Genomic DNA, 13,734 nt, shown 5'->3' with positions numbered 1-13,734 from the left:
TGGTGCAATTAGTGTTAACAGGCCCTAGGCTGAAGCACGCCGCACGACCCGGAACCCCAAATCCAGGTGCGGCGTCTGCACCGGCTCGCCGCGCATCAGCTTCATCAGCATCTGCGCCGCCTGCTCGCCGACCTCGCGGCGCGGAGTGGCCACGGTGGTTAGCGGCGGCACCATCTGATCGCTGCCGGGCAGGTCGTTGAAGCCGGCTACCGCCAGACGTTCTGGCACCGCGATGCCCAGCCGCAGCGCTGCCAGCAGCGCCCCCTGAGCCAGGTCATCGTTGCAGAAGAAGATGGCATCGGTGTCCGGCGCCTCGCGCAGCACACGCTCCAGCATCGCGCAGCCCAGCGCCATGGACGAGGGCTCGGCACTCAGCACCTTGTGCACGTGGTCCGCGAGGCCCATATGGGCCAGCGCCGCTTCATAGCCCTCGCCGCGCTCAAGCGTGCGCGGGTCCAGCTGGGCGGCCACATAGGCGATGCGACGTCGGCCGCTGTCCAGCAGCTGTTGCGTGATGGCCCGGCCGGCATCCCGCTGCGAGAAGCCCACGCTGTAGCCCCCGGCCTCCTCGCCCACTTCCATCACTCGAACGCAGGGTACGCCGCTGCCTTCGATCAGGGCTGTTGCCGCCGGGCTGCGATGGCTGCCGGTGACGATGAGGCCGGCCGGCCTGTGGGCCAGGAAGCTGCGCAGCGCCGCCTCCTCCTTACCCGCGTCGTAGTGGGTAATTCCGATCAGCGTCTGGTAGCCGGCCGGTACCAGCGCGTTCTGCACCGCGTCCAGCAACTCCACAAACAACGTGTTGCTGAGCTTGGGGATGAGCACCACCACGAGGCTGCTGCGGCTGGAGGCCAGTGCGCGGGCAGCCGAGTCGGGCACGTAGCCCAGCGCCGCGGCAGCAGCGTGGACGCGGTCGCTGAGCTCGGCCGCGACGGCGCGCTCGCCGCGCAGGGCCCGCGACACGGTGATGGGACTGACGCCCGCGGCCTGAGCCACGTCGGCCAGCGTGACCCGGCCGGTAGCCCGCCTGCGGTGCGCGGGACTGGGCATGGCGGTGGCGTCAGCCGGCTTGCATGCGACCGACGACTTCGCGCACTTCGGCCAGCAGCGCGGGCACGTCGATGGTGGTGGGCAGGCGATCCCGCAGCAGTTGGCGGCCGCCGACCCAGACATTGCTGACCTGCTCGCGACCGGCCACGTAGACCAGCTGCGCGGCCGCGTTGTAGACCGGCTGGCACTCGATACTGTCCAGGGAGACGGCGACGATGTCGGCCAGCTTGCCCACTTCCAGGGAGCCCAGGTCGTCGGCGCGGCCCATCGCCTTGGCGGCGCGGATGGTGGCCATCTCCAGCGCCGTTCGGGCCGAAGCCACGGTCGGGTCGCCGGTGATGCCCTTAGCCAGCAGAGCCGCCGAGCGGATCTCGCCGAACATGTCCAGACGGTTGTTGGAGGCTGCACCATCGGTGCCGAGGATGGTGTTGACACCAGCCGCCTCCAGCGCCTTCAGCGGCATGACGCCGGAGGCCAGCTTCAGGTTGGAGTTGGGGTTGTGCACGAGGTGCACGCCCTTCTTCGCCATCAACTCGATTTCGGCTTCGTCGAGGTGGACCATGTGCACGGCGATCATCCGCTCGTTGAACAGGCCCAGCTTGTCCAGGCGGGCGATGGGACGCACGCCATGGGCCTTGAGGCCATCAGACACCTCGCCTGCCGTTTCGTGGATATGGCAGTGCATCTGAATGTCCAGCTTCTCGGCAAGGTCGCGCAGCTTGACGAAGGTCTCGTCCGAGACCGTGTAGGGTGCGTGTGGCGCACTGGTCCAGTCCAGCAGCTTCTCGCCCTTGTACTGCTCGTAGGCGGCGACGCCCTTGGCGATGTAGTCGTCCGGACCCGACGCATAGCCGGTGGGGAAGTCGATGACGTTCATCGACACGGCGGCACGCACGCCCGAGTCGACCGCGGCGCGGGCCATCGCGGTCGGGAAGAAGTACATGTCGTTGATGTAGGTCGTGCCGCTGCGCAGGCCTTCGGCGGCAGCCAGCTTGGAGCCCAGATAGGTCCAGTCCTCGCTGACCCACTTCTTCTCCAGCGGCCAGATGTGGTTCTGCAGCCAGTCCATCAGCGGAACGTCGTCGGCGACGCCGCGCAGCAGCGTCATGGCCGAATGCGCGTGACCGTTGATGAGGCCTGGAATGAGGATCTGCTCGGGCAGCTCGATGCGCTGGGCCTGCGGGTACTTCGCCAGCAGGTCGACCCGCGGGCCGATGGCGGCGATGCGCTCGCCATCGATGAGCAGCGCATGGTTCTCCAGCGTGTTCTCGCCGGCCTTCATGGTCAGCAGCCAGCGGGGCAGCAGCAGGGTCTGGGACATCTCTTGTTCTCCTGGTGGGATTCAGTTCTTGATGAGCAGCTTCTCGACTTCGGCGCGGCGCGGCATTGCATCCTGCACGCCTGAACGGGACACGGCCAGCGCCGCGGCTGCCTGGGCAAAGGCCAGCGCGTTGGCGATGGGCCGGCCTTCGGCCAGCGCCGTAACGAGAGCGCCGACGAGGGTGTCGCCGGCACCGACGGTGTCGACGGCCTTCACGGGCAGTGCAGGCACGCTCAGCGTGCCTTGCGCATCGACCCAGCACAGGCCTTCGGCGCCCAGAGAGACGAGCACGGCCGCCGGCCCCTTGGCACGCAGGGTGCGGGCCAGCGTCTCTGGATCGGCCGCACCGCCGCCCAGCGTCGTCACCAGGGCCTGGGCTTCCAGCGCGTTGACGACCAGCAGGTCGACATGCGGTAGCAGGGCCTCGCAGCCAGGGCGAAAGGGCGCTGCATTCAGCAGGGTCTTCACGCCGGCCGCATGGGCACGCTCGAACGCGCGCGCCACGCTTGCCAGCGGCAACTCCTGCTGAGCCACCAACCAGCAAAGGCCGTCCAGCTCCAGTGCCTCCACCTGCTCCAGCGGCAGCGTACCGTTGGAGCCAGCGACGGTGACGATCTGGTTCTCCGCATCCTCGGCGCCGACGACGATGAGGGCCACGCCGGGCACCTCGTCGGCGGGCTGTGCGATGGCTCGCACGTCGACGCCCTCCCCCGTCAGCTGCGCCACCATGGCCGCGCCGTTCTCCAGCAGGCCCACACGCGCCGCCAGCGCCACGCGGGCACCGAGCCGTGCCGCGGCCACTGCCTGGTTGGCACCCTTGCCACCGAGGCACGAGCCAAATCGCTGGCCGCGCAGCGTCTCACCCGGCAGCGGCAGGCGCGGCGCATGCACGATGAGGTCGCGGTTGACGCTGCCGAGGACGAGGATCTCAGGTGCGGTCATCCAGTCTCCAAATGAAAGAACCCCTCGGGGAGACCGAGGGGTTCGCGATGAGGCGAGAGCCGATCAGCGCTGGGCGATGGGCTTGACGTCGCGCGGGGTGGCGCCGACGAACAGCTGACGCGGACGGCCGATCTTGTACTCGGGGTCGCCGATCATCTCATTGAGCTGGGCAATCCAGCCGACCGTGCGGGCCAGCGCGAAGATGGCGGTGAACAGCGGCACGGGAATGCCGATGGCGCGCTGCACGATGCCCGAGTAGAAGTCCACGTTCGGGTAGAGCTTGCGGGCGACGAAGTACTCGTCTTCCAGCGCGATCTGCTCCAGCTTCATGGCCAGCTCGAACAGCGGGTCGTTCTGCAGGCCCAGTTCGGCCAGCACCTCGTGGCAGGTCTCGCGCATCAGCTTTGCGCGCGGGTCGTAGTTCTTGTAGACGCGGTGGCCGAAACCCATCAGCTTGACGCCGGAGTTCTTGTCCTTGACCTTGCTGATGAAGTCACCGATGCGGGCCACGCCGCCCTGCTTCTGGATGTCGCCCAGCATGTTCAGGCAGGCCTCGTTGGCACCACCGTGCGCGGGGCCCCACAAGCAGGCCACACCAGCCGCGATGGCCGCGAACGGGTTGGTGCCCGACGAGCCGCACAGGCGCACGGTCGAGGTCGACGCGTTCTGCTCGTGGTCGGCGTGCAGCGTGAAGATGCGGTCCATCGCGCGCACCAGCACGTCGTTGGGCTTGTACTCCTCGCAGGGCGTGGCAAACATCATGCGCATGAAGTTGCCGGCGTAGCTGAGGTCGTTCTTCGGGTAGATGTAGGGCTGGCCGATGGTGTACTTGTAGGCCATGGCCACCAGCGTCGGCATCTTGGCGATCAGGCGGATCGCCGCGATCTCGCGGTGCTCGGGGTTATTGATGTCGGTGCTGTCGTGATAGAAGGCCGACATCGCACCCACCAGGCCAGTCATGACGGCCATCGGGTGGGCGTCACGGCGGAAGCCGCGCAGGAAGAACTGCATCTGCTCGTTCACCATGGTGTGACGAGTGACCTTGTCCTCGAAGGCCGCCTTCTGGCTTTCGTTGGGTAGCTCTCCGTACAGCAGCAGATAGCAGGTTTCGAGGTAGTCGCAGTTCACCGCGAGCTGCTCGATGGGGTAGCCGCGGTACAGCAGCTCGCCCTTGTCGCCATCGATGTAGGTGATGGTGGAGTTGCACGACGCCGTGCTCAGGAAGCCGGGGTCATAGGTGAACTTGCCGGTCTGGCCATAGAGCTTGCGGATGTCGATGACATCCGGACCGATCGTGCCCTTGTACAGGGGCAGGTCCATCGAGGGGCTGCCGTCGGAGAACGACAGGGTGGCTTTGACGTCGGACGGGGTCATGGTTCGGTCCTTTGGGTTTTGAAAAGCATCAGGTGCGCAGGTCGGCTAGGACTTCGCGCACGGCAGCGGTGTCGATTTCACCACTGGGCTCCTTGCGGCGCAGCAACAGGTCCAATAGGTCGTTGTCGGCCAGGTCCATCAGCATCGTCAGGCCTTCGGCTTGCGTGACGCTGATGCCCGAGCTGGCGTGGCGCGCAAAGAATCGTTCGATGAAGAGATCGTTCTCCAGCAGGCCCCGACGGCAACGCCAGCGCAGCTTGGACAGCGCACGCTCGTCGATCAGGGCCGCGGCGACTTCACTCATCGTCATCAGACTCAGACCGCCCGGCGGACCATCAGTTCCTTGATCTTGCCGATGGCCTTCGTGGGGTTCAGACCCTTGGGGCAGACATCCACGCAGTTCATGATGGTGTGGCAGCGGAACAGGCGGTAAGGATCCTCGAGGTTGTCCAGGCGCTCGGCCGTGCCTTCGTCGCGGCTGTCGGCGATGAAGCGGTAGGCCTGCAGCAGGCCGGCCGGGCCGACGAACTTGTCGGGGTTCCACCAGAAGCTCGGGCAGCTCGTTGAGCAGCTCGCGCAAAGAATGCACTCGTACAGGCCGTCCAGCTCCTCGCGCTCGACGGGCGACTGCAGGCGCTCCTTCTCGGGCGGCGGGTTGTCGTTGACGAGATAGGGCTTGATCGAGTGGTACTGCTTGAAGAACTGCGTCATGTCGACGATCAAGTCGCGCACGACAGGCAGGCCCGGCAGCGGCTTGAGCACGATGGTGCCCGGCAGCGTGCGCATGTTCGTCAGACAGGCCAAGCCGTTCTTGCCGTTGATGTTCATCGCGTCGGAGCCACAGACGCCTTCACGGCAGGAACGGCGGAACGACAGGCTGGGGTCCACGGCCTTGAGCTTGACCAGGGCGTCCAGCAGCATGCGCTCATGGCCGTCCAGCTCGACCTCGAGGGTCTGCATGTAGGGCTTGGCGTCCTTGTCGGGGTCGTAGCGGTAGATCTGGAAGGTGCGCTTCATGTCTTGGCCTCGATGCTTTAGAAGGTGCGGACCTTGGGAGGCACCGATTCAACGGTGAGAGGTTGGAGATTCACAGGCTTGTAGTCCAGGCGATTGCCTTCGGAGTACCACAGCGTGTGCTTCATCCAGTTCGCGTCGTCGCGGTTCGGATAGTCGTTGTGCGCATGGGCGCCACGGCTTTCGGGTCGGGCGGCTGCGGAGATCATCGTCGCCTGGGCGGCCTCGATGAGGTTCTCGACTTCCAGCGCCTCGACACGCTCGGTGTTGAAGACCTTGGACTTGTCCTTCAGGCCGATGCCGCCGACACGCTTGGCGACTTCCAGGATCTTCTGCACGCCTTCGTCCATGCTTGCCTGCGTACGGAACACGCCGGCATGCTTCTGCATGGTGGCGCGGATGTCGTTGGCGACGTTCTGCGCGTACTCGCCGCTGGTGGACGACTCCAGGCGCGCCAGGCGGGCCAGGGTCTTGTCGGCGGCGTCCTTGGGCAGGTCCTTGTGCGACTTCGTCTTGAGGTTGAAGTCGACGATGTGGTTGCCCGCGGCACGGCCGAAGACCACCAGGTCCAGCAGCGAATTGGTACCCAGGCGGTTGGCGCCGTGGACCGACACGCAGGAGCATTCGCCGACGGCGTAGAGGCCGTTGATGATGTCGTTGTGCTTGCCGTTCTTGGGCACGACCACCTGGCCATGCACGCTGGTCGGAATGCCACCCATCTGGTAGTGGATGGTGGGCACCACGGGAATGGGCTCCTTCGTGATGTCGACGTTGGCGAAGTTGTGGCCGATCTCCAGCACCGAGGGCAGACGCTTGGCGATGGTGTCGGCACCCAGGTGGGTCATGTCCAGCAGCACGTAGTCCTTGTTGGGACCGCAGCCGCGACCTTCCTTGATCTCCTGGTCCATGGAGCGGGACACGAAGTCACGCGGCGCCAGGTCCTTCAGCGTGGGGGCATAGCGCTCCATGAAGCGCTCGCCGTTGCTGTTGCGCAGGATGGCGCCCTCGCCGCGGCAGCCTTCCGTCAGCAGCACGCCCGCGCCGGCCACGCCGGTGGGGTGGAACTGCCAGAACTCCATGTCTTCCAGCGGAATGCCAGCACGCGCCGCCATGCCCAGGCCGTCGCCGGTGTTGATGAAGGCGTTGGTGGAGGCCGCGAAGATGCGCCCCGCGCCGCCGGTGGCCAGCAGCACCGTCTTGGCGTGCAGGATGTGCACGTCGCCGGTTTCCATCTCCAGCGCGGTCACGCCGACGGCGTCGCCTTCGGCGTCGCGGATGATGTCCAGCGCCATCCACTCCACGAAGAAGTTGGTGCGCGCCTTGACGTTCTGCTGATACAGCGTGTGCAGCAGCGCGTGGCCGGTGCGGTCGGCCGCGGCGCAGGCCCGCTGCACGGGCTTCTCACCGTAGTTGGCGGTATGACCGCCGAAAGGACGCTGGTAGATGGTGCCGTCGGCATTGCGGTCGAACGGCATGCCGAAGTGCTCCAGCTCGTAGACGACCTTGGGCGCCTCACGGCACATGAACTCGATGGCGTCCTGGTCACCCAGCCAGTCCGAGCCCTTGATGGTGTCGTAGAAGTGGTAGTGCCAGTTGTCCTCGCTCATGTTGCCCAGCGACGCACCGATACCGCCCTGGGCGGCAACGGTGTGCGAGCGGGTCGGGAAGACCTTGGACAGCACGGCCACGTTCAGGCCGGCCAGCGACAGCTGCAGCGAGGCCCGCATGCCGGAGCCGCCGGCCCCGACGATGACCACGTCGAACTTGCGGGTCGAAATCTTTGCCGTCATCACAGTCTCCACAGCACCTGGATTGCCCAGCCGGCACAGCCAAGCAGCCACACGATAGAAAACACTTGCAGGGCCAGTCGCAGGCCGACCGGCTTCACGTAGTCCATCCAGATGTCACGCACGCCCACCCAGGCGTGGTAGGCCAGCGCGAGGATGGCGACGAAGGTCAACACCTTCATCCACTGCGGCGCGAAGACGCCGTACCAGTGGTCGTAGCCCAGTTCGCCGGGCATCAGGAAGCGGATCAGCACCGCCACGGTGAACAGGGCCATCAGCACGGCGGTGACGCGCTGGGCAAGCCAGTCGCGCAGGCCGTAGTGCGCGCCGACGACGAGGCGCTTGGAGCCGAAAGTGCTCATTGTTGTTGTCCTTGCAGGTTGGCTCAGTACAAACCGAACAGCTTGGCACCCAGCACCACGGTCAGCGCGATGCTCAAGCCCAGCGTGAAGACCGCGGAGCTGTGGCCCTGGGCCTTGCTGACACTGTGCGTGGCGTCCATCCACAGGTGGCGCACGCCGGCAATGAAGTGGTGCAGATAGGCCCAGATCAGGCCCAGCACGACCAGCTTGACAAACCAGGCCGGCAGCCCGGCCACGCCGGCCACGAAGACGTTGGTGAAGCCGTCATAGGAGATTTCCGAGCCCAGGCTGGCGTCCAGCATCCAGACCACGAAGGGCAGCAGCACGAAGATCAGCAGCCCGCTGACGCGGTGCAGGATGGAGACGATGCCGGCCGGAGGCAGCCGGTAACCGACGATCTGCGTGATGTGAATATTTCGGTATACGGGTCTTGTTTTGGCGCTATCCGTCATGGTCGAGCCTGCGTAATCGGGGTGAAACCAAACGATTCTAGGCCCAAGTGTTAACCCGAGCCGGCGCCATGCTGCACTGCGCCATCGTCAGCTTCAGTTCAAGTCGTTGCGGTAATGGTCGGCATCGGTGTGGTACAGGCCGCGCCTCAACTCCACCGGCCGGTCGCCATAGGTGAAGGCCAGACGCTCCACGCTGAGCAGGGGCTCGCCCTCGGGCACGCACAGCAGGCGCGCGGCCTCGGGCGTGGCAGCCACGGCGCGCAGCTTCTCCTGAGCCCGCACCATGTGCACGCCGAAACGCGCCTCGAAGAGTGCGTAAAGCGCCCCCGGATGGCCCTCGATCACTTCCGCCGTCAACCCCTCGAAATGCCGTTCCGGAAGCCAGAGTTCATCAAGCACGACAGGTCGCCCGCGCCGATGCAGCAGCCGGCGGACTTCGATGATGGGCTCCGAAGTGCGCAAGCCCAGCGCCCGGGCAATCTCGGCCGTGGCACGCAGGCGCCGGCAGCCGAGTAGCTCACGCGTGAAGCCTCCGGCCTCGTCATCGGCCACCAGGCGCAGGAAGCGGAATTGCTGGCGCGGTGCCGCGTGTGTGGCCACGAAGGTGCCGCTGCCCTGGCGGCGCTCGACGAGGTTCTCTGCGGCCAGCTCATCCAACGCCCGGCGCACGGTGCCGGTACTGGCACCAAAGCGTTCCGCCAGCGCCGGCTCGCTGGGCAGGGCATCACCCGGCCGCCACTCGCCGGCCGCGAGAGCCGCGACGATCAGCTGGCGGATTTGCTCGTACAACGGCGCAGGGGTCTTGGGCATGGGTGCATTGCAGCACAGGGTATGCCCGTACACTCAGCGGGATTCGCCCAGCTTTTTCAACTGCCCCTTCGGAGACCTCCATGAGCAAGAAACCCGTTCGCGTCGCCGTTACCGGCGCTGCCGGCCAGATCGGCTACGCCCTGCTGTTCCGCATCGCCTCCGGCGAGATGCTGGGCAAGGACCAGCCCGTCATCCTCCAGCTGTTGGAGATTCCCGACGAGAAGGCTCAGAACGCGCTGAAGGGCGTGATCATGGAACTCGAAGACTGCGCCTTCCCGCTGCTGGCCGGCATCGAGGCCCACAGCGACCCGATGACCGCCTTCAAGGACACCGACTACGCCCTGCTCGTCGGCGCCCGCCCGCGCGGCCCCGGCATGGAGCGCGCCGACCTGCTGGCCGCCAACGCACAGATCTTTACCGTGCAGGGCAAGGCACTGAACGCCGTGGCTTCGCGCAACGTGCGCGTGCTGGTCGTCGGCAACCCCGCCAACACCAACGCCTACATCGCGATGAAGTCTGCCCCGGACCTGCCGGCCAAGAACTTCACCGCCATGCTGCGCCTTGACCATAACCGCGCCGCCTCGCAGATCGCTGCCAAGACCGGCAAGGCCGTAGGCTCCATCGAGAAGCTGGCCGTGTGGGGCAACCACTCGCCCACGATGTACGCCGACTACCGCAACGCCACCATTGATGGCCAACCGGTCAAGGCCCTGATCAACGACGAGCAGTGGAACCGCGAAGTCTTCCTGCCCACCGTCGGCAAGCGCGGCGCGGCCATCATCGCGGCCCGTGGCCTGTCCTCGGCTGCCTCGGCCGCCAACGCTGCCATCGACCACATGCGCGACTGGGCCCTCGGCACCAACGGCAAGTGGGTGACGATGGGCATCCCGTCGGGTGGTGAATACGGCATTCCCAAGGAAGTCATGTTCGGCTACCCCGTCACCTGCGAAGGCGGCGAGTACAAGATCGTGCAAGGCATCGAGATCGATGCGTTCTCGCAAGAGTGCATCAACAAGACGCTGAAAGAACTGACGGACGAGCAGGACGGCGTCAAGCACCTGCTGTAAGCCTTTCGAGCGCGGCGGCATGAAGGACTGGAATCCGGACCTCTACCGCCGCTTCGAGGACGAGCGCACCCGTCCAGCCCGCGACCTGCTGGCACGGGTGCCGCTCCAGGCCCCACGCCGGGTCGTCGACCTCGGCTGCGGCCCCGGCAACTCTGCGGAGCTGCTGGTTCAACGCTTCCCCGATGCCGAAGTCATCGGCATCGACAGTTCCGCCGCCATGCTGGAGAGCGCCCGTGAGCGCCTGCCAGGCTGTCGCTTCGAGCTGGCGGACATTGCGGACTGGACGCCGCAGGACGCGCCCGACCTGATCTACGCGAACGCCTCGCTGCAATGGGTCGGCGACCATGAGAGGCTACTGCCTCGCCTGCTCGGCCTGCTGGCCCCGGGCGGCGTGCTGGCCGTGCAGATGCCGGACAACCGCGACGAGCCCACGCACCGCGCCATGCGCGAACTGGCTGCTCAACCTCCGTTCGCTGCGCTGATCGGCGACGCTAGCCGGCTGCGCACCGAGTTGCTGGGGCTGGATGGCTACTACGACCTGCTGGCGCCAATCAGCGCCTCGCTGGACCTTTGGCGTACCGCCTACCAGCATCCGATGGACTCGGCCTCCCGCATCGTCGAGTGGGTGCGCGGCACCGGGCTCAAGCCCTTTGTCGACCCGCTGCCCGAGCCCGAGCGCACACAGTTCCTAGCCGACTACGAACAGCGTATCGCCAGCAGCTACCCGCAACGTGCGGATGGCCGGCTGCTGCTGGCCTTCCCACGCCTGTTCTTCGTCGCAAGCCTCTCAACCGCGTGAAGCCGGCAGCCGCAAGGTTGCCGCCGCCTGCGCGAGCGGCTGGGCCCGCAGCCCATCCGCCGCGGCCCTCGCAGTCGCGTGCATGGATGCTGGCACGTCACAACATGCGCAGGCACAGCGGTTTGCATGGCCCCATCCTGGGTACAGTGACGCCATGAGCGCGCTCCTCCATCCCCGCGTGGCCCTTTTCGGCCATGAAGCGTCCCGCACAGCGCTACCTGTCGTCGACCACTATTGCGGCGTCGAAGCGCGCATGAGGAAGAGTCTGGCTCTGCAGGCCGAACTCGGCCCCGTCTTCGACATCACACTGGACGCCGAGGATGGTGCCCCCGTCGGCGGCGAGGCCGAGCATGCGCTGCTGATCGCCGAACTGGCGACAAGCGCAGCCAACCGCTTCGGCCGCGTCGGCGCCCGCGTCCACCCCTGGGGCCACGCCGCCTTCGAGGCCGATGTGGACACACTGATCGCCAAGGCCGGCGGTCGCCTGGCATATCTGATGATTCCCAAGCCCGAGGGCGCCGACGACGTGGATCGCGCCGCCGCCGCGATCGACGCCGCCTGCGAGCGCCATGGTCGCCCAAGGCTGCCGCTGCAGGTACTGATCGAGACCCACGGCGCGTTGCGCGAGGTGTTCCGCATCGCCGCCCATCCGCGTATCGAGTCCCTGTCCTTCGGCCTGATGGATTTCGTCTCCGCCCACGGCGGCGCCATTCCCAAGACAGCGATGGAGCTACCCGGCCAGTTCGAGCATCCGCTGGTCGTGCGCGCCAAGCTGGAGATCGCCGCCGCAGCCCACGCTTTCGGCAAGACGCCTTCGCACTGCGTCGTCACCGAGTTCCGCGACGCTTGCGCACTCGCCGCCGCCGCCCGCCGAGTCGCACGCGAGTTCGGCTACACACGCATGTGGAGCATCCACCCTGACCAGATCCGCCCCATCGTCGACGCCTTCGCACCTGCGGCCGAAGAGGTCGCCGAGGCCGCCGAACTGTTGCTCGCCGCGCAAGCCGCCCGGTGGGCGCCGATCCCGTTCCGTGACCGATTGCACGACCGTGCCAGCTATCGCTATTTCTGGACCGTGCTGGAGCGTGCCGAGCGCACCGGCCGCCCGCTCCCCGCCGAGGCACGGCAAGCGTTCTTCCCAGCATCCATCGGGTAAAGCACGGGCCTGGGCATGGCATGAGGCACCGGACAATCCTCACACCTGCTCACCCCTGGCCGCGCTCGCCTCGGCCATGATGCGCCGCCCCAATTCCCCCCTCTTTTTCCGCCCCACCTCGATGCCGTACCCCACGCTCCGCGGCTGCGCCGCCGCCCTCATCCTTTGCGCCGCACTGCCCGCCCTGGCCCAGACACCGCCGGCCAAGGCTGGCGTCAAGCCTGTCGCCAAACCCATCGCCAAAGCCTCCCCCAAGACGCCTGTAAAGAAGACGCCTGCACCGCCACCCGAGCCCGTGCTGACCGACGCTGACGAACCTCAGCTCGCAGCCGCCGAACGCGCCTACATCGGCGACTACGCCTGCGAGTTCAAGGAGCGCGTGCACATCGACAAGCACCCCAAGGTGGCCGGCTACATCAATGTCGCCTGGAAGAAGCAGGTCATCACGATGAAACCCGTGCTGTCGTCCACCGGCGCCCTGCGCCTGGAGGACGTGACCGGCCGCACTCTGATGATCCAGATCGCCAACAAGTCCATGCTGCTGGACACCAAGATCGGCCAGCGCCTGCTGGACGACTGCGTCCATCCCGAGCAGGAGAAGCTGATCGCGGCCGCCAAGGCCGCCAAGATCGCCGACCCCGAAGCCGAGGCGGCCGAGCAGGCCCGCAGCGGCCTCGGCATCACGCCCGTGGCCGGCAAGTGAGTCGTCTCGATTGAAACCTCCGGCCCAGGTATGTAGAATGCATGCATACTTTCTGATGCATACCTGAGCCGCCGGCCTGCCGCCGGCCTGCCGCCGGCCTGCCGCCGGCCTGCCGGCGGCCAGCCGCTGGAGGCCCCATGGAAGCCACCGTTGCCGAGCGCGGGCAGATCACGCTGCCCAAAGCCGTCCGAGACGCTCTTGGCCTGACCAAGGGCACGACGCTCAAGGTCGAGCTGGACGGTGGCCGCATCATCCTGCGCAAGGATGTCGGCGATGCGCTGTCCAAGATGCGAGGCCGCATCAAGCTGCCCGAAGGCACGACCACCGACGACGTGATGCGCGAGCTGCGTGGCCGCGCGCCGGGTGATCCCTACCCGCCGCCGGAGGAAACATGAGAGCCCCCGCGCGCACCTTGCAGGCTGTCCCCCACGTAGGCTTCGCCCCCCTGGGGATGGCCCGACGGAAAGCGGCATGATTGCCGTCGACACCTCCATCCTCGTCGACTACATCGGCGATGGCCCGTCCGCGGACGAGGCCGAGCAGTTGCTGCGCAGCGCGCTGTCGACCGGCCCGGTCGTGGCCTGCGAGGTGGTGGTCAGCGAGGTGGTGGCCGGCCTGGGCCACAGCGACATCGTGCTGGAGACGCTCGAAGCCATTGGCATCGGTTTCTCGCCGCTGGAGTTGCGTGCCGCCCTGCGCGCCGGCGAGATGCAGCGCCGCTACCGCCAGCGCCTGCCGGCCAGCGCCGACGCCAAGCGCAGCGTTCCCGACTTCCTCATTGGCGCGCATGCCCTGCTGCAATGCCAAGGGCTGATCACCCGCGACGCCGGTTTTTTCCGCGACTACTTCAAGGGCCTGCGCGTCATAGCGCCCAGGTCCTGAGTCTTTTTCATCCCC

16 protein-coding genes are annotated in these 13,734 nt (G+C 66.8%); 6 read left to right on the top strand and 10 right to left on the bottom strand.

Going from position 1 to position 13,734, the window contains the following annotated elements; translation table 11 throughout:
* Positions 1 to 24: 24 nt before the first annotated feature.
* The 10 genes from QM732_RS05710 to QM732_RS05665 form a co-directional block, all read right to left on the bottom strand.
* Entirely contained in the window at positions 25 to 1,050 is a 1,026-nt protein-coding gene (locus QM732_RS05710) for a LacI family DNA-binding transcriptional regulator (protein WP_415655220.1), read from the bottom strand.
* 10 nt (positions 1,051 to 1,060) lie between these two features.
* A complete protein-coding gene (locus tag QM732_RS05705) occupies positions 1,061 to 2,371 on the bottom strand; it encodes a TRZ/ATZ family hydrolase (RefSeq protein ID WP_415655219.1) in 1,311 nt (436 codons plus the stop codon).
* 21 nt (positions 2,372 to 2,392) lie between these two features.
* Positions 2,393 to 3,313, bottom strand: coding sequence for a ribokinase (locus QM732_RS05700; protein ID WP_415655218.1), 921 nt, complete (start codon positions 3,311 to 3,313; stop codon positions 2,393 to 2,395).
* Between the two features lie 63 nt (positions 3,314 to 3,376).
* Positions 3,377 to 4,687, bottom strand: coding sequence for a citrate synthase (locus tag QM732_RS05695; protein WP_415655217.1), 1,311 nt, complete (start codon positions 4,685 to 4,687; stop codon positions 3,377 to 3,379).
* Between the two features lie 28 nt (positions 4,688 to 4,715).
* Positions 4,716 to 4,991, bottom strand: coding sequence for a succinate dehydrogenase assembly factor 2 (locus QM732_RS05690; RefSeq protein WP_415655216.1), 276 nt, complete (start codon positions 4,989 to 4,991; stop codon positions 4,716 to 4,718).
* 11 nt (positions 4,992 to 5,002) lie between these two features.
* A complete protein-coding gene (locus QM732_RS05685) occupies positions 5,003 to 5,704 on the bottom strand; it encodes a succinate dehydrogenase iron-sulfur subunit (RefSeq protein ID WP_415655215.1) in 702 nt (233 codons plus the stop codon).
* Positions 5,705 to 5,721: 17 nt separating this feature from the next.
* Positions 5,722 to 7,491, bottom strand: a complete 1,770-nt coding sequence (gene sdhA, locus QM732_RS05680) for a succinate dehydrogenase flavoprotein subunit (protein ID WP_415655214.1) — start codon at positions 7,489 to 7,491, stop codon at positions 5,722 to 5,724.
* Positions 7,491 to 7,850, bottom strand: a complete 360-nt coding sequence (sdhD, locus tag QM732_RS05675) for a succinate dehydrogenase, hydrophobic membrane anchor protein (RefSeq protein WP_415655213.1) — start codon at positions 7,848 to 7,850, stop codon at positions 7,491 to 7,493. The genes sdhA and sdhD overlap by 1 nt, the downstream gene beginning before the upstream one ends.
* Before the next feature lie 23 nt (positions 7,851 to 7,873).
* On the bottom strand, positions 7,874 to 8,302 hold the full coding sequence (sdhC, locus tag QM732_RS05670; RefSeq protein WP_415655212.1) for a succinate dehydrogenase, cytochrome b556 subunit: 429 nt from the start codon (positions 8,300 to 8,302) through the stop codon (positions 7,874 to 7,876).
* Between the two features lie 93 nt (positions 8,303 to 8,395).
* Positions 8,396 to 9,112, bottom strand: a complete 717-nt coding sequence (locus QM732_RS05665; protein WP_415655211.1) for a GntR family transcriptional regulator — start codon at positions 9,110 to 9,112, stop codon at positions 8,396 to 8,398.
* Positions 9,113 to 9,192: 80 nt separating this feature from the next.
* Between QM732_RS05665 and QM732_RS05660 the strand changes: the two genes are divergently transcribed.
* The 6 genes from QM732_RS05660 to QM732_RS05635 all read left to right on the top strand — a co-directional run bounded on the left by QM732_RS05660 (position 9,193) and on the right by QM732_RS05635 (position 13,719).
* Positions 9,193 to 10,179 (top strand): malate dehydrogenase, encoded by a 987-nt coding sequence (locus QM732_RS05660; protein WP_331175816.1) that lies wholly within the window; start codon positions 9,193 to 9,195, stop codon positions 10,177 to 10,179.
* A 19-nt stretch (positions 10,180 to 10,198) separates the two neighbouring features.
* Positions 10,199 to 10,978, top strand: a complete 780-nt coding sequence (gene tam / locus QM732_RS05655; RefSeq protein ID WP_415655210.1) for a trans-aconitate 2-methyltransferase — start codon at positions 10,199 to 10,201, stop codon at positions 10,976 to 10,978.
* A gap of 154 nt (positions 10,979 to 11,132) precedes the next feature.
* Positions 11,133 to 12,134, top strand: coding sequence for an HpcH/HpaI aldolase/citrate lyase family protein (locus tag QM732_RS05650; RefSeq protein WP_415655209.1), 1,002 nt, complete (start codon positions 11,133 to 11,135; stop codon positions 12,132 to 12,134).
* Positions 12,135 to 12,255: 121 nt separating this feature from the next.
* The gene (locus QM732_RS05645; protein ID WP_415655208.1) at positions 12,256 to 12,837 is read left to right on the top strand and encodes a hypothetical protein; all 582 of its coding nucleotides are present in this window, start codon (positions 12,256 to 12,258) and stop codon (positions 12,835 to 12,837) included.
* A 137-nt stretch (positions 12,838 to 12,974) separates the two neighbouring features.
* Complete coding sequence (locus QM732_RS05640; protein ID WP_415655207.1) at positions 12,975 to 13,232, top strand: AbrB/MazE/SpoVT family DNA-binding domain-containing protein; 258 nt, start codon at positions 12,975 to 12,977, stop codon at positions 13,230 to 13,232.
* 76 nt (positions 13,233 to 13,308) lie between these two features.
* Positions 13,309 to 13,719 carry a type II toxin-antitoxin system VapC family toxin gene (locus QM732_RS05635; protein ID WP_331175820.1) on the top strand — a complete coding sequence of 137 codons (411 nt, stop codon included), beginning with the start codon at positions 13,309 to 13,311 and terminating at the stop codon, positions 13,717 to 13,719.
* Positions 13,720 to 13,734: the final 15 nt, after the last annotated feature.

Origin of the sequence: Roseateles sp., from assembly GCF_047654805.1 — a bacterium.
GTDB lineage: Bacteria > Pseudomonadota > Gammaproteobacteria > Burkholderiales > Burkholderiaceae_C > Pelomonas.
Note: the sequence above shows the minus strand (reverse complement) of the source record. Positions and strands in the feature narration are given on the sequence as shown.

What these genes read in the sequence shown, in the direction of transcription:
- QM732_RS05710 (WP_415655220.1), bottom strand. Translation starts at nt 1,050, where the DNA reads ATGCCCAGTCCCGCGCACCGCAGGCGGGCTACCGGCCGGGTCACGCTG.
- QM732_RS05705 (WP_415655219.1), bottom strand. Translation starts at nt 2,371, where the DNA reads ATGTCCCAGACCCTGCTGCTGCCCCGCTGGCTGCTGACCATGAAGGCC.
- QM732_RS05700 (WP_415655218.1), bottom strand. Translation starts at nt 3,313, where the DNA reads ATGACCGCACCTGAGATCCTCGTCCTCGGCAGCGTCAACCGCGACCTC.
- QM732_RS05695 (WP_415655217.1), bottom strand. Translation starts at nt 4,687, where the DNA reads ATGACCCCGTCCGACGTCAAAGCCACCCTGTCGTTCTCCGACGGCAGC.
- QM732_RS05690 (WP_415655216.1), bottom strand. Translation starts at nt 4,991, where the DNA reads ATGAGTGAAGTCGCCGCGGCCCTGATCGACGAGCGTGCGCTGTCCAAG.
- QM732_RS05685 (WP_415655215.1), bottom strand. Translation starts at nt 5,704, where the DNA reads ATGAAGCGCACCTTCCAGATCTACCGCTACGACCCCGACAAGGACGCC.
- sdhA (WP_415655214.1), bottom strand. Translation starts at nt 7,491, where the DNA reads ATGACGGCAAAGATTTCGACCCGCAAGTTCGACGTGGTCATCGTCGGG.
- sdhD (WP_415655213.1), bottom strand. Translation starts at nt 7,850, where the DNA reads ATGAGCACTTTCGGCTCCAAGCGCCTCGTCGTCGGCGCGCACTACGGC.
- sdhC (WP_415655212.1), bottom strand. Translation starts at nt 8,302, where the DNA reads ATGACGGATAGCGCCAAAACAAGACCCGTATACCGAAATATTCACATC.
- QM732_RS05665 (WP_415655211.1), bottom strand. Translation starts at nt 9,112, where the DNA reads ATGCCCAAGACCCCTGCGCCGTTGTACGAGCAAATCCGCCAGCTGATC.
- QM732_RS05660 (WP_331175816.1), top strand. Translation starts at nt 9,193, where the DNA reads ATGAGCAAGAAACCCGTTCGCGTCGCCGTTACCGGCGCTGCCGGCCAG.
- tam (WP_415655210.1), top strand. Translation starts at nt 10,199, where the DNA reads ATGAAGGACTGGAATCCGGACCTCTACCGCCGCTTCGAGGACGAGCGC.
- QM732_RS05650 (WP_415655209.1), top strand. Translation starts at nt 11,133, where the DNA reads ATGAGCGCGCTCCTCCATCCCCGCGTGGCCCTTTTCGGCCATGAAGCG.
- QM732_RS05645 (WP_415655208.1), top strand. Translation starts at nt 12,256, where the DNA reads ATGCCGTACCCCACGCTCCGCGGCTGCGCCGCCGCCCTCATCCTTTGC.
- QM732_RS05640 (WP_415655207.1), top strand. Translation starts at nt 12,975, where the DNA reads ATGGAAGCCACCGTTGCCGAGCGCGGGCAGATCACGCTGCCCAAAGCC.
- QM732_RS05635 (WP_331175820.1), top strand. Translation starts at nt 13,309, where the DNA reads ATGATTGCCGTCGACACCTCCATCCTCGTCGACTACATCGGCGATGGC.